This is a genomic window from Loktanella sp. S4079, assembly GCF_000967725.1.
Taxonomy (GTDB): domain Bacteria; phylum Pseudomonadota; class Alphaproteobacteria; order Rhodobacterales; family Rhodobacteraceae; genus Yoonia.
The window spans coordinates 1-14,799 of record NZ_JXYE01000012.1 but is presented as its reverse complement, the minus strand read 5'-3'; the positions used below and the strand labels follow the sequence as shown (position 1 = coordinate 14,799).

13 protein-coding genes and 1 pseudogene are annotated in these 14,799 nt (G+C 53.4%); 10 read left to right on the top strand and 4 right to left on the bottom strand.

Annotated elements, in window-relative coordinates; all coding sequences use genetic code 11:
- Positions 1-359 precede the first annotated feature (359 nt).
- The 5 genes from TW80_RS16665 (at position 360) to TW80_RS16645 (ending at position 5,911) form a co-directional block, all read left to right on the top strand.
- Positions 360-1,991, top strand: a complete 1,632-nt coding sequence (locus TW80_RS16665) for a peptide ABC transporter substrate-binding protein (RefSeq protein ID WP_045998600.1) — start codon at positions 360-362, stop codon at positions 1,989-1,991.
- A gap of 83 nt (positions 1,992-2,074) precedes the next feature.
- The gene (gene oppB / locus TW80_RS16660; RefSeq protein ID WP_045998599.1) at positions 2,075-2,998 is read left to right on the top strand and encodes an oligopeptide ABC transporter permease OppB; all 924 of its coding nucleotides are present in this window, start codon (positions 2,075-2,077) and stop codon (positions 2,996-2,998) included.
- A gap of 12 nt (positions 2,999-3,010) precedes the next feature.
- The gene (locus TW80_RS16655; RefSeq protein WP_045998598.1) at positions 3,011-3,937 is read left to right on the top strand and encodes an ABC transporter permease subunit; all 927 of its coding nucleotides are present in this window, start codon (positions 3,011-3,013) and stop codon (positions 3,935-3,937) included.
- 1 nt (position 3,938) lies between these two features.
- Entirely contained in the window at positions 3,939-4,907 is a 969-nt protein-coding gene (locus TW80_RS16650) for an oligopeptide/dipeptide ABC transporter ATP-binding protein (RefSeq protein WP_045998597.1), read from the top strand.
- On the top strand, positions 4,907-5,911 hold the full coding sequence (locus TW80_RS16645) for an oligopeptide/dipeptide ABC transporter ATP-binding protein (RefSeq protein ID WP_045998625.1): 1,005 nt from the start codon (positions 4,907-4,909) through the stop codon (positions 5,909-5,911). The genes TW80_RS16650 and TW80_RS16645 overlap by 1 nt, the downstream gene beginning before the upstream one ends.
- A 49-nt stretch (positions 5,912-5,960) precedes the next feature.
- Here the strand turns inward: TW80_RS16645 and TW80_RS16640 are convergent, their stop codons facing one another.
- Both TW80_RS16640 and TW80_RS17730 read right to left on the bottom strand, forming a co-directional pair.
- Positions 5,961-6,215 carry a hypothetical protein gene (locus TW80_RS16640; RefSeq protein ID WP_045998596.1) on the bottom strand — a complete coding sequence of 85 codons (255 nt, stop codon included), beginning with the start codon at positions 6,213-6,215 and terminating at the stop codon, positions 5,961-5,963.
- A 10-nt stretch (positions 6,216-6,225) separates the two neighbouring features.
- Positions 6,226-7,743: an OmpA family protein gene (locus TW80_RS17730; protein ID WP_052701041.1), complete on the bottom strand. Its 1,518-nt coding sequence runs from the start codon at positions 7,741-7,743 to the stop codon at positions 6,226-6,228.
- Between the two features lie 344 nt (positions 7,744-8,087).
- Between TW80_RS17730 and TW80_RS16630 the strand changes: the two genes are divergently transcribed.
- The 5 genes and pseudogenes from TW80_RS16630 to TW80_RS18570 all read left to right on the top strand — a co-directional run.
- Positions 8,088-8,330, top strand: coding sequence for a hypothetical protein (locus TW80_RS16630; protein ID WP_157033321.1), 243 nt, complete (start codon positions 8,088-8,090; stop codon positions 8,328-8,330).
- Between the two features lie 63 nt (positions 8,331-8,393).
- The gene (locus TW80_RS16625) at positions 8,394-9,467 is read left to right on the top strand and encodes a phosphotransferase family protein (protein WP_157033320.1); all 1,074 of its coding nucleotides are present in this window, start codon (positions 8,394-8,396) and stop codon (positions 9,465-9,467) included.
- Positions 9,464-10,450 carry a T3SS effector HopA1 family protein gene (locus tag TW80_RS16620; protein WP_162197196.1) on the top strand — a complete coding sequence of 329 codons (987 nt, stop codon included), beginning with the start codon at positions 9,464-9,466 and terminating at the stop codon, positions 10,448-10,450. Before TW80_RS16625 ends, TW80_RS16620 begins: the two co-directional genes overlap by 4 nt.
- Entirely contained in the window at positions 10,450-11,718 is a 1,269-nt protein-coding gene (locus tag TW80_RS16615) for a lanthionine synthetase LanC family protein (RefSeq protein ID WP_045998592.1), read from the top strand. Before TW80_RS16620 ends, TW80_RS16615 begins: the two co-directional genes overlap by 1 nt.
- A gap of 364 nt (positions 11,719-12,082) precedes the next feature.
- A pseudogene (locus TW80_RS18570) lies at positions 12,083-12,304 on the top strand (IS30 family transposase); the annotation flags it as partial.
- 55 nt (positions 12,305-12,359) lie between these two features.
- Here the strand turns inward: TW80_RS18570 and TW80_RS16605 are convergent.
- Entirely contained in the window at positions 12,360-12,992 is a 633-nt protein-coding gene (locus TW80_RS16605) for a hypothetical protein (protein ID WP_045998590.1), read from the bottom strand.
- Between the two features lie 592 nt (positions 12,993-13,584).
- A partial coding sequence (locus TW80_RS16600) for an Ig-like domain-containing protein (RefSeq protein WP_045998589.1) occupies positions 13,585-14,799 on the bottom strand: 1,215 nt, incomplete at its 5' end.

Below are 14,799 nucleotides of genomic sequence, written 5' to 3'. Positions count from 1 at the left end.
TTTCGTATATTTTTTCATCGATCATCATTTTTCGACACCGCCCTCTGCGCCAAGGCGAAATGCGTGCAATTTATCGCGTTACCCTGCAAAAATGCGCGAATTTACAGTTACTTTTGCAGAAAATAATCTTAGACTTTTCTTGCAGCGTTTAGCACGAACGCGCTGTTGGTAATCGATTTCACAGTACCACGTTTCATAAAACGCCTAAAATTTGGGAAGTTGCTTGGATTGTCGTCACGTCACGACTGATGCTACTTGCCAATTTGACCCTCTGGTCAAAGGATTAAGGATCGACGCAAAAGGCGCACGAAAAATTTTAACAGCCCGTTGGGCAAGCGGGCAAAAAACAGGGAAAAACTATGAAGTGTAAATCGTCACTGATGGCCTCGACGGCTGTCGCATTTTCAATCGTTGCTGGCGCAGCTTTCGCAGATGACCACGCAACCCATCCGGTCACTGGTGAACTGCTCGCAGCGGATCAGACCTTTACCTATCGCGATCTGGACGAAAGCCCATCCATTGATCCGGGTATGGTTGAAGACAGTGCTGGCGGCGACATCGTCCGTGACTTGTTCGAAGGCCTGCTGAACCAAGATGCAGACGGCAACATCATTCCAGGCGTTGCCGAAAGCTACGAAGTTTCCGAGGACTTGCTGACATACACATTCACCCTGCGTGATGCGAAATGGTCGAATGGCGATCCCGTACTTGCAAGCGACTTTGTTTATGCATGGCGCCGTGCGGCATCCCCAGAATTGGCATCGCCATATTCGTGGTTTCTAGAACTGATGGCGATTGAAAACGTGTCTGAGGTCATTGCTGGCGATATGCCGACAGATGCTTTGGGCATCAGTGCACCCGATGATAAAACCGTTGTCGTCAAGATCACGCAGCCGCTGCCTTATTTCCCACAGATGCTGACCCACTACACAACCTTCCCCGTGCCTGAGCAGGTTGTTGAAGAGCTCGGTTCAGATTGGACGAAGCCCGGCAACATGGTCTCAAACGGTGCATACATCCTGACCGAACACGTCCCCCAAGAGAAGCTGGTGCGTGAACGCAACGAAATGTACTGGGATAACGAAAACACCATCATCGAAAAAGTAGTTTCGCTGGTCATCAATGACGAAGACACTGCGCTAACACGATTCCTTGCTGGTGAACTGGATCGGACCGATATCCCAGCGGGCCAATTCCCATCACTCCAGGCACAGTACCCCGAAGACGTGATGTCCGTGCCGAATGCATGTTCCTACTATTATACCTTCAACCTGACCGACACGACGAACCCAGCCCTGCTGGACGTCAACGTGCGTCAGGCGCTATCTCTGGCCATTGACCGTGACATCATTGTGCACAACGTGCTGGCTGGTGGTCAAAAACCTGCTTACACCTTTACGCACTGGGCGACTGCTGGGTTTGAGACACCCGAAACCCCAATCTCGACAATGACCCAAGCCGAGCGCAATGAAAAAGCGGTCGAGCTGATGGAAGCCGCCGGTTACGGCAGCGACAACCCATTGTCACTGGATCTGATCTACAACAGCTCTGCTTCACATGAGTCGGTTGCTGTGGCGATCAGCCAGATGTGGAAACAGACACTCGGTGTTGAGACCACGCTTGGTAACGAAGAATGGCAAGTCTTCCTCGAAACACGTGGCAACCAAGACTACCAAGTCGCCCGAGCTGGTTGGTGTGCCGACTACAATGAGGCGTCCACTTTCCTCGACCTGATGCAGTCTGAGTCTGGCTATAATGACGCAAAATACGCAAGCGCCGAATATGACGCGCTAATGGCTGATGCCAAAACGTCAGATAACCCGCAGGCGGCTTACACGGCTGCCGAGCAACTGATCGCGCAGGATGTGCCAATCATCCCGATCTACCACTATGCGGCTGACAAAATGCTACGTCACAACGTCAAAGGCTGGCCGTATAATAACTTCCAGCAGAACTGGTACGCACGCGACCTTTACATCGTCGCCGAGTAATTCTACTTCGCCGACCTCGTTCGTCGCGCCCCCTTACCAAATCGGGGCGCGACACACACAGCTTATCGCTTGGAATATTCAACATGTTCAGCTTTGTCGTTCGTCGCCTCATGGTGGCGATTCCAACCCTATTGATCCTCGTGATCTTGTCGTTCGTGCTGATGTATGCAGCGCCCGGCGGCCCCTTCAATTCCGAAAGACCCCTCCCCCCCGAAGTACTGGCCAATATCGAAGCCAAATACGGTCTCGATCAACCGTTCTGGAAACGGATTGCCGACTACATCTGGGGTGTCGTAGCGCATTTTGATTTTGGACCATCGTTCAAATTCAAAGATCGCTCGGTCAACGATATCATCGCGCAAGGTTTCCCGGTCACATTGACCTATGGTTTCTGGTCATTTGTCGTGGCCACCGTGGTCGGTGTCACCTTGGGCACAGCCGCAGCCATCAAGCAAAACAGTTGGCTTGATTATCTTGCCGTTGGATTTAGCGTCGGGGCACAAGTTCTACCAAACTTTGTCATGGCACCAATTCTGCTCTTGGTCTTTACGCTATGGCTTGGATGGCTGCCCGGCGGCGGCTGGAACGGCGGCGAATGGCCCTATCTGGTCATGCCGGTCCTTGCGCTTTCTACATCTTACATGGCGTCGATTGCACGGATTATGCGGTCTTCGATGCTCGAGGTGTTGAATACCAACTTTATCCGCACCGCCCGCGCCAAAGGCATCCCAATGCGCCGTGTCATATTACGTCATGCGATGAAGCCTGCAATGCTGCCCCTGCTGTCCTACTTGGGGCCTGCATTTGTCGGCATGATCACAGGCTCCGTTGTAATCGACGCTTTCTTTTCGACTGGCGGGATCGGCACGTTCTTTGTGAACTCAGCGTTTAGTCGCGATTATTCGGTCATGATGGGCATCACCATTTTGGTGGGCGCGCTGACCATTCTCTTTAACTTGGTGGTTGATATCCTCTACGCGTGGATTGACCCCAAAATCCGTTACTAAGGGGGTTGTGCGATGTTCACTAATCAAACTGACGTCCAAACAATCGAAAACGCAGCCGCCCTCGCCGAGGTACAAGGCAGGTCGCTGTGGGCAACGGCACGCGCACGTTTCATGCGCAACAAGGCCGCGGTCGTCTCGCTGATCGTTCTTATCTTTGTCGGGGCATTCGCAATCTTTGGCGGTTTCTTTGCCCAATGGGAACGCGATTTCGTCGACTTTTCACTGATGGGACGGAACGCCCATCTTGGGGTGCCTTCGTTTGAAACCGGCCACTATTTCGGAACCGACAATAGCGGGCGTGACCTCTTTGCGCGGACGGTGCAAGGGACAGGAATTTCGCTGATGGTCGGGATAGTTGGCGCGGTGGTCGCGGTTTTGGTCGGTACGCTTTACGGGGCGACTGCGGGCTATTTCGGTGGCCGTGTTGACGGGATCATGATGCGAACTGTCGATGTTCTTATGTCGATCCCCTTCATGTTCGTTTTGATCCTGATGCTTGTCATTTTTGGCCGTTCCATCCTGATGCTGTTTATCGGGATCGGGCTTATTTCTTGGCTGGATATGGCCCGTATCGCGCGGGGTCAGACGCTGACCATCAAGAACAAAGAATTCGTCGAGGTCGCAGTCGCCACCGGTGTGCATCCCTTGCGGATCATTTTGCGGCACATCATCCCAAACCTACTGGGTATCGTTGTGGTCTATGCGACCCTTTTGGTCCCAAACATGATCATTTTCGAAAGCTTCATCAGCTTCCTTGGTCTGGGCGTCCAAGAACCGAACACCAGCTTAGGGGCGCTGATTAGCGAAGGCGCAGGAACCATGCAGTACGGCACGTTGTGGCAATTGCTATTCCCACTATTCTTCTTTGTCGTGACGATTTTCGCCTTCTTCTTTGTTGGCGACGGCCTGCGCGATGCGCTCGATCCAAAGGACCGCTGATATGAGCCTGCTTAACATCAAAGACCTGAAAGTCTCGTTCTCGACCCCCGAGGGACAGGTCAACGCCGTCAACGGGCTGAACCTCAGCCTAAACGAGGGCGAAACACTGGCCGTTGTGGGTGAATCCGGCTCTGGCAAAAGCCAAACTGCCTTTGCGACCATGGGCTTGCTTGCGAAAAATGGTACCGCCTCAGGCGAGATCAACTTCGATGGGCAAAACCTATTGGGCATGTCGACCAAAGCCCTGAACAAAATCCGCAGCCAGCACATCGGTATGATCTTCCAAGACCCGATGACCTCGCTGAACCCCTATCTGCGGATCAGCGATCAGATGGCCGAGGTTCTCATGCTGCACAAAGGCATGTCCAAGCGTGACGCCATCGCAGAGTCGGCGCGCATGCTAGACGCTGTGCGTATTCCGGATGCACGCAACCGGGTCACAAATTACCCGCATGAATTCTCGGGTGGGATGCGTCAGCGGATCATGATTGCCATGTCGCTCTTGTGTCGGCCGCGGCTGCTGATCGCAGATGAACCAACCACTGCGCTAGATGTGACAGTTCAGGCCCAAATCATGCAATTGCTAGGCGATATTCGGCGTGAATTCGGCACTGCGATTATTTTGATTACGCATGATCTGGGTGTTGTTGCCGGGTTCTGTGATCGGACACTTGTGCTTTACGGTGGGCAAGTGATGGAAGAGGGCGAAACCCAAACTGTCTTTGCCAATCCGACACATCCTTACACATTGGGCCTGCTGCAAGCGGTACCACGTTTGGATCGCGACGAAGCCGAGCTCGCCACGATCGCGGGCGAGCCACCTGACATGTCGCGCTTGCCAGCGGGATGCCCGTTTTCGCCACGTTGCGCAGTTGCGCTGGAAAACTGCGGTGCCCAACGCCCGCTGCTTGAAACTCTTGACGCCGGACATCGCCGCGCCTGTCACAAACCAATCGCAGAGGTGGCATGATGTCGACCATTCTATCTGTCAAAGATCTCACGGTCACCTTTGATATCCGCCGCCAAGGTGCATGGCCTTGGACGCCCCCGCAAAAGCTGCATGCCGTTAATGGGGTCAGCTTTGACCTGAAAGCGGGTGAATGCCTGGGAATTGTGGGGGAATCTGGCTCTGGTAAGTCCACGCTCGCGCGGGCAATTGTTGGCACGGTGCCATCGTCTGGTGGAGAGATATTGTTCGAAGACGCTGACCTCGCCAGCATGACGCCCGCTGAACGCCGGGTCCATCGGCGCGACGTACAGATGATATTTCAAGATCCGCTTGCCGCGCTGAACCCAAGAATGACTGTTGGCGAAATTATCGCAGAGCCGCTCATCACGCATGAACCCAAAACGCCGCGTGCCGAGGTCAAAAAGCGCGTTACCGAGTTGATGGAACGTGTTGGTTTATTGCCAAATCTGATTAACCGTTACCCGCATGAATTTTCTGGTGGGCAATGTCAGCGTATTGGTATCGCCCGCGCGCTGATCCTTAAGCCCAAGCTGCTGATTTGCGATGAACCTGTGTCTGCGTTGGATGTCTCTGTACAGGCGCAGGTGGTTAATCTTCTGATGGGGCTTCAGCGTGACTTGGGGCTATCTGTGATCTTTATCGCGCATGACCTAAGCGTCGTGAAACACATCAGTGATCGGATCATGGTGCTGTATCTGGGCCGCACAATGGAACACGCAGAGGCAAACACGCTGATCGCCGATCCAGAGCACCCCTATACCCAAGCGCTGATTTCATCGGTCCCAATTCCTGATCCTGCACTGGAAAAGGCACGCGCGCGTCCAATCCTCGAAGGGGAACTCCCCTCTCCGCTTGCGCCGCCATCGGGATGTGTCTTTCGCACGCGCTGCTCCAAAGCCGTCAGCAGCTGCGCCGACGCACGCCCTGCGATGGAGAATTTGGGTAACGAACATTTTGTGGCTTGCCCATACCACGCACCGGGCGAAGTTCTGGCCTCGGCCTAGGTCGAAAAACACCCCATGGCATCGCTGTCATGGGGTGTTTTTCTATTTGCTATTTGCTGAGCGCCTCAAGCCGGCGTTTGAGCCGCGCTTTTTCTTCGCGCAGTGTCTCAACCTTGTTTTGCTCGTTGTTTAGCTTAAAGCGGCATTGCTCTAGGTTGCTGCGCCAGAATTCCAGCTCTGTTTCGTGGGAATCTTGCGTCGGTGCGGTGCCATCATCATAGCGCCAGATCACCCACCCCAAGAGCAGACCAAGCCCAAAGGTCACAAGCATAAAGCCGAAGAGTTGGATCAATACTACAGACATTGGATGCTCCTTATTCGTCTACTGTTGCTGTCTCGGCCTCGGCAGAGTCAGCGGTCGTTTCGTCGGTGGCTTCGTCTTGCGCGGTTTCATCGGCGACGTTGTGAAGCTTCCATTCAAAGGTAATGCGACGGTTTGCGGCGCGCCCTTCACGGGTATCATTCGTTGCGACCGGGTTCGTTTCACCAAATCCGACGGCTTGCATCGTAGATGCCTCAACACCCAAATCGACCATATAGTCTAGAACCGCTTGCGCCCGTGCCTCGCTGAGGCGTTGGTTTTCAGCTTCTCCGCCTTGGCTGTCAGTGTGGCCGCCGATTTCGATCATCAGACCTTCGTTCTTACATCCAATTGCCAGATCACGCAGACGCTCTAGCGTTTGGACAGAGCTATCGCTGATCGTTGTGGTGCCGGTGGCAAATGTGATTTGTGAACTATCCAACAACCCACGCGCCCAGCCCATGCAAACCTCGGCCAATTCGTCGGCAGGCATGGCATCGTCGCCGATCCCCAGACGCAGCATTTCAATCGTTTGATCCTGCTTGGCCAATTGCGCTGTCAGATCGGCGATTTGCCCATCCAAGTCAGCGGTATCTTCCGCAGGCGCATTCGCTGCCAATTGCGCTTCAAGCTCTGCAATTGTTGCGTCACGTGCGGCGACAGTTTCTGTTAGGCTCTCGACCTCTGTGGCGGCTTCGGCAAATTCTGCGGTCTCTGCGGCCGCGGTTTCAAGCGCGCCCTCAAGTGATGCGATTGTTTCGTCGCGTGCAGCGATATCCGCAGTCAGGGCTGCAATCTCTTCGGAATTTACTGCACTTGCCTCGACGGTTTCCGCTGATTGGTCTTCGAATGAAGCAATTTGTGCGTCACGTTCAGCGATCGTCTCGGTCAGAGCGGCAATCTCGGCGCGCAGCTCATCTGCTGCGCCGTCCGTTTCTGTGGTTTCGGCTGCGACTTGTGTCGCCGCACGAAGCTCTTCGATCAATGTATCCCGTTCAGCAAGAGATGCCTCTAGCGCGCTGACCCGCTCATCAACATCAATGACCGCATCTTCGCCAGCCGCACGCAAACCGCTTTCAAGCTCAGCAATACGTGTTGCCGCGCTTAGCGCGCCTTGTTGCAGGGCCGTCAACTGGCCGTTTGCATTCTCCAATGCCCCTTCTGTCGTTTCGACAGTTTCGGTCAGTGTTGCAATGACAATGTTCGCATCTTCTAACGCGACATCCCGTTCGGCAAGTTGCGCCTCAAATGTCGCCCCAATCGATTGTAGCTCTGATTTTGCGCCATCAAGCGCCGCAGTCAAACTATCCCGCTCTTCGTTGGCAAAAGCCAATGACTGCGTCAGTGAACCAACCTCATCTTCTAATGTGGTGTTGCTGCTTTGCAGTGCGGATATCTCGGTGCTGAGCGAATCTTGTGTTGCCACTTGATCCGCGGTGATGGCTTCTACCTTGGACGTGGTCAGCACGGACGCCACATAGAACGTGACCGCCGTAGCGCCGCCAACAGCCGCAACAAGAATTGCTCTCATGAAAATTACCCTTGATCGTCTATCCCCAAAAACAAGGCAGTTTTGCCTCGTGAGAACTGCATAGAAACCAATTAGGACGATTTTTAGGCGAGTATTTTACACAATTAAGCGCATGAAGCGATTAGTGCCTTTGATGCGCCACGTCTTGGCCTAACATGGTACTTTTGCTCGCGTTTGTCTTGGGTGTTGCCGATGACCAATCGCGCAACTTTGCAAATAAATTCCCCATATTCGCATTCTCGTGCTCTGGCGCACAGTAATACCCCCTACCTACCCTTATTTCACTGTTTGCGCGGCGATCAATGCGTCGCGCGTTTCAACCAACCAACAAAGGGACCAAAATTATGTGTGTAAGTGTAGCTTTTACCGCAGGATGTACTTTCAGCAGCGTCGAAGAAGCAACAAAGGCAGCCGCTGAAAAGCCGGTCGAAGTATCCGAAGGCTGCGTAAGCGTTCTGTTCACAGCGGGTTGCTCTTTTGGCGACGTCAAAGAAGCACAAGCCGCAGCCCAACAACATATGGATGCGCTGGGTGCATCTAAGCTGGGCTGCGTCAGCACAGCTTGGACCGCTGTTTGCACCGTCTAATCCATTCAAGAGAGGCAGTAGGACGCTGCTGCCTCTTTTCTCTTTTTGCTTAGGGGACATACCGTGGAACCCATCGCCCGCAATATTATCCAGACTTTGATGTCACAAAATCTTTTGTCGCGTAAGGAACTGGTAGACGGATCCAGCGTGTTCATGATGGGGCGACAGCGCAACCGTTTCTTTGTATTTAAACAGCTTCACGGGCCTTCGTACTTTATTAAGCAAGCCCATGAGGGCGAACCCGGCACCGCCGCGTCAGTCACCAACGAAGCACGGATATACACGGCAGTGCAGTCGCATGACAGCCTCGCGCCGCTCAGAGATATCATCCCACAGCTACGCCACTTTGACGAAGCTAGTGCAACGCTAACGCTCGAACTCATAAAGGATGCCGAGAACCTGAGCGCAATCGCCCATCGTCATGAAACGCTGCCGACAAGCTGCGCCAAACAGATGGGTGCAATCGCAGCGCTTTACCATCGCGTTGCAGTCGATGACATTGATCACATCGACGTCGCCTTTGAACGCAAACCACATTGGATATTCCGACTGCGTGAAGACCCGAGTCCGCTGGATTCGCTGCGTGCCCGCAGTCAAGCCAGCGCTACGATTATTGATATGTTGCTAGATCACGCCGATCTTTGTGATCTGCTCGCAAGACGCAAAGCCGAATGGCAAACTGATACGCTGATCCACGCTGACTTTAAGTGGGAGAATTTTCTATCGGACCCACATGCCAAAGGTGCGCTCAGGCTGTTGGATTGGGAACGCGCAGACATCGGAGATGCCGCTTGGGACGTGGGATGTGGACTGGCGGCTTTTGTTATTCATGACATGATGCGTCGGCCAGAATCAGATGATCGCTTTGACCTCACGCCTGTTTTTGAGCGAATGCAACCTTTCTGGCAAAGCTATATCACCGGGCGTGCGCCTGACCGCGGAAACGCATTCTTTGGCAAATGTGCTGATATGATGGTCGCAAGACTTCTGGTGGCAGCGTATGAGCATTGTTATGGGCTGGACCAGCCCCCTGCACTTGCAAAACAGCTATTCCACGCAGCAGCAGATTTGATTTCCGCACCAATGCGATCGACTCTTTTGACTGCTTTGGACAATGACACGCGGTGCGCAGCATGAAAATGGCGCTGCAAAAGTTTGTGTCAGACCTGCGCCTATTGGACAGCGGCCAGATTATGTTTCGCGGCCGACCGGCACAGCAATCGGCAACACCAAACGCAGATGCACAATTGCAATTAACCGAGATGATCTACAAATATCTGTACACGCATCCAATAGGCGATATTGGTGACGCCTTTCGCGCGGTGCCGCCTGATGAGGAGTTGATTGCAGCGCTCATCGCGGCAAATAATACGCAGCCAACCGTTCAAAGTGGCTGGGTCGTTCGTACCCCGCAACCAGATGGGGCCATCATCGCAGAACGGTTTGGGGTGACCCGCAAATTCATACCCGGTCAATTCATGGCGAACGGTGGCTGCGCACCAATTCAGGCAGGATCCGAAGTGACAGCCATCCATCTTGCCGGTTCAAAAACGGTACAACCCGGCTTCTTTCACATCTTTGGCCAGGCGCAGCTCGATCTTGCTGAACTTCCGCAGATCGTTCGATTGTATTTTAACATTGCTGCACCGACCGGGGCTGCACCACTGGCAAAATACCTTTCCACTGCCCTAAATGCCTATGGGATTCCGTTTACCTACAAAACATCGGTGCGGCTGTGCGACTATTCGCGCACCGATACCGCGGTGCTCTACTTGCCACGAAGGTTTTACGAGATAGCAGCCATGGCGCTCGGATCTGAAATTTCGTTGATTGACCCCCTTCTTGGCGACGACCAACCGATGTTCACCAAGCCACTGTCGCGTGGAATCGGTCTGGCCGAAGATCCTGCTGATGCCGTTAGTTTTGGCGCGTCGCGTAGCGGGATGATCGCGCGTGCGATAGGTCAAACCTGTCAAGATGGCACGATCTGCCCTGATGCCTTTTGGAGCGCGTTTCAGCGCATCTGCGACCAAGAAAAGCTGGATGTAAGACGGCTGCACCTCAACCCCGGTTCACGCGAGAGCTATGATTTCCCACAAATGCTAGATGAGGCGATATAATGAACGATGACATCGCCCTTCGTGCAGCGCTAGCAATTGGTAAACGCCTATCGCGCGACGCGATTTGGGACCAAGACCGGTGCAATTGGCTTGGCCCTGTAAATGATCGTTTCATGGGAACAATGCTGTCGGGCTACGGCGCCCTAGGCCCGAGCATCTACGACGGCACAGCCGGGATCGCATTGTTTCTCGCACATTTGGGGCAAATCTCAGGTGACCCCATCATCAAAAAGACGGCATTGGGTGCGATCAATCACGCTGTCGACCGATATCAAGATTGTGCGCCAACCGTTTCGTTGTCTTTTTATACGGGGCACGTTGGCGTGGGTTATGCCGCGATCGAGATTGGACATGCCCTTGACCGTCCGACGTTTATCACCAAAGGCGTGGACATCCTGACCGAGGTTCTCGCTACTGACACCAAAGACAAATGCATTTTGGACGTCATGCTGGGGGTCTCTGCGTCAATTCCTGCCATCATCTCAGTTCAGGACACGTTGGGCCGTGACGCGATTAAGGGCCCCCTGTTGCATTGGGGTGAACAAATCATCGCCAGCGCCCATGAGAATGATGCGGGCCTATCCTGGGACACCACAGCAGAAATGCAAGTGAACGCAGATGGCGCCGACTGGATGCAAGCTGGCGAAATGCGCAAGCCAAACCTTTTGGGCTATGGCCATGGCGCGTCTGGTATTGGGCTCGCTTTGTTGGAACTTGGCGTCGCGTTTAATGAGTCAAAATTCACCAATGCCGCCTACCGCGCATTTGACTACGAAAGCCATTGGTTCGACCAAACACGCAACTGTTGGCCGGACCTGCGCTATCACGGCGACCAAGACGCCAAGGGCGTGACTGAGGTCGCGTGGTGTCACGGTGCAAGCGGTATCGGCCTCGCGCGTCAACGTGCACATGTGCTGACAGGCGATGCGCGCTTCTTAACTGAGGCGCAGACAGCCTATGCGCTGACCGAACGCGCAATGCAGTCACGCCTGCGACCTGAAACGAACATGTGCCTTTGCCACGGCGTTTGCGGAGATGTTGAGCTCTTCGTGAACGCGCATCACTGCGGACGCGCCCAGTTGGTCCGCGCGACGCAAGAACTGATAGGAAAGACATTTATCGACGAAGATCGTCCAATCGCCTACGGCGGCGGAAATCAGCATCAACCGCCGAGCTTGATGCTTGGCCTGGCGGGCACTGGCTATGCAATGCTGCGCACATTAAGCCAAGACCGCCCCAAATCGCTCTTGTGTATTGGCACCCCATAACCCCACTAAGGTCGCCACTATCGAACACCACGCCGCACATGTGGCTTTGTGCTACGCTGTCGGATAAGTTTGATTTCCTAAGTTCTACACATTCATAGCTTTCTAGGCTTTGCCCTAAAACTTTTTTGCCGAAGCTAGATCTGGCCAAACCGGTATTACCTGCGCACCAGAGTCATTTTTGGCGACTAGCCACGATTTATCGACTAATGCATGAAATATTGAACCATACCAAACCAAATGGTCACAAAGATATCGAAGCCGCTCCATACCACCCTCGATTTCCCACGGACTTTCGGCCGGTCTAAATCTCTTAACAACCATCAATCTACCTCCCAAAATTCGCCCCACGGCCCCTGTGATCACCACTCGGTTCTCCGATCCCTCCTCACTCTGGCAAAAAGTAGCCGTCGAGAACACTAACCGTCGCGCCAGGCGCTGGCATCCGCGCAAGCGTGACATCCGGAGAATGACGGATCAGGACATGAAAGAGATATGCGATCGCCTCAATAACGCTCTTCGTAAATGCCTTGAGTGGAAAACACCCGCCGAAGTCTTCCGCTACAAGATAATGGAGGAAATGCGATGAGCACTCCACCCTAAGGCTAACAAGAGTCGCACTTCACCTAGCGCTCACATAATTATTAATCTGACAAGGGCGATATCAATAATCTACGAAGATAGTCTAAGGGCACAACTGTTTTATAGCGTAGTGCTTCGTCTTGAATGTCCGCAAAGTAGGCTATTTTAGCGACATCCAATATGTGGTGTTTAAGCAGCGGTTTGGCGCGTAGGGAAAAATCGCTACTCCTAGCTGCATCATAAGCATCACTTGTCGACAAAAAAACAGGTATGTAAGCCAAACCGCTCACGAAGCGACCGATAACAACTCGATCAGCGTCGTCGCAAATTGTAAATAATTCGCGACCCGAATAAGTCTGCAAGAAATCAATCTGTTTGGGCGTGAACAGTGTGCCCACCGGATATTCGTCGCTCTCTATATCTGCAGATGAGCCGGTAAAATGCGAAACGGTCCAGCCTAGGTCGGGAGTTCTAGAAGCGGCACTGTCAACGGGTAGCATTTGGATAATATCCATAGCCTCTTCATCTGTCTCCAAAAAGTCCAACGACACAATATCGTCTTGCAAGCTGAAACCCCCGCCGTTGAAAAGCTTTTCACAACTGCAACAAGCAATAAGGTCACCCTCTGAATTTCCAATGTGGATAATTCGTTCTCCTCGCCTAACGTGCTCACATATCAAAACAGAGGGTTTCATTCTTCTTCACCACAGTTCGGTGTTCGGATTTGGCGGTTTCTGTTCATCCCGATTGCCATATCGAGAGTTTTCCCTTCCAGAATAGCAAGTATTTCGGCCAAAACCATCCCTACCACCTCGCGACTGTGCCGAGTTGTGCTCAAGTGTGCCCCTATCTGCGGGAGGTGTAAATTTATCGGTTGAGGGCGGTATTGGGTTACCTGTCGCTCCACATCTGCCGCTGTTTCCTCTGACTTATATTATGCGCCCACGCGGCCATATCTCCGGCGAAATACGTATGCGCTCCGCCAATTTCGAGATTGTGCACCAGTTGCGGCGTGTCGTCTACCTGCACTGCCAGTACGGTAAGTAGCAGCATCGCGCGGTCAGTTATCACGTCCCCGGCGAAAACTCGCCCGCCTGTACCCAATCTTCACCGCTATGCAATGAATGCGCTGCAGTGACGTCTGAAACCGCAGTGTTCCCCTAGCGTCCTCAAGCGTAAGATAAACAACTAAGGCTGCATGATCGCTGTGACGGGAAAATGCTCGCCACAAAAAACGCCCCATGCGGAATACATGAGGCGCTTAGGTCTTATTTTGGAAATGCGGTACTAGAACCGCATTTCGTAGGTCAGGCTACCGCCATAGGTCTTGATATCTGACTGGCCTACACCGCTGTAGAAAACATCTGCAGTTAACGATGCATTTGGTGACAGCGCAACCACCGCCCCCAGATCCACGCCCCATTGCATGTTTTGATCAGTCGCGTCTGCGGACTTGGATCGAGAGAACCCAGCATTCACGCCAGATGTCAGCAAGATATCCGCAGCGTCCAATTTGACCGGATACTCAAGCCCCAGCCCCAATGTCGCTTCGGTAAAGGTGACGCTTTGCCCCGGTACAACATTATCAAAGCTATCAATGTAGGATTGCTGGTGCTCGTAAATGTGAACGACATCAGCCGACGGTTTCACAACCAGACCACTATCGAGAGACACGCTCCCCTCGACACCCAAAGTTGTCAGGTGACGGTCACCGTCGAAACGATCGGTCTCGGCGCCTGAAAGGGTGATCTCGTTGTCGGTGCCACCGCGCAAATGGCTTGCGTAGAACGTCAACGGTTGATCTGCCAGCTTTCCGACGAAATAGGGACCAACCATATAGCCTTCGCCTGTGATGTCGGCATTGTCTTGCGTCGCGACCGAACGATCAACTTGCAGCATTGCACCGATAATCAAGTTGTCAGTCCGCACAACATGCGAGCCAAAGCTAAGGTGAGTGTAGGACTGCTTATCGCCGTTCTCTTCGCTCCAAACACCTGTGGCATTCACCCAGACTGGCGCATCTGAACCGGTCCCAAAGGCGAGCTGCCCACGCGTCGGCACGGCCGAAGCATTGAGGAAACCAACACCGTCGACGAAGAACTTTGTCAGACGCGGTTGCGCTCTTGAAGTCATGCGAACCCGCTGTGACATCATAGCTTTGATTTCTTCCTGCGCAACTTCGACACTCCGCCCGAGGATGATAACCCGAGATGACGCCTCGTTCAGGTTTCCAGAGCCGTCTGTCGCTACCCCTTCGGGAATTGCGACAACGATGTCTCGCGTCTCATCTGTTGGCTGCACCCGGATTTCATAGGCAGCACCACTACCTATGACGCCGGTCACCAGACCACCTTCAACGGTAACATCCGCGGCGGCAAAACCTGTCACAGTTTCCGAAAAGAGCGCACGTAGGGACACCTCAGCATTCCCGTCGTGCTGCTCTACCTCGGTTGACAAGGCAACTGTCGGTCGAACGATGTCCGCAGGCGCTGTCACCGTGAT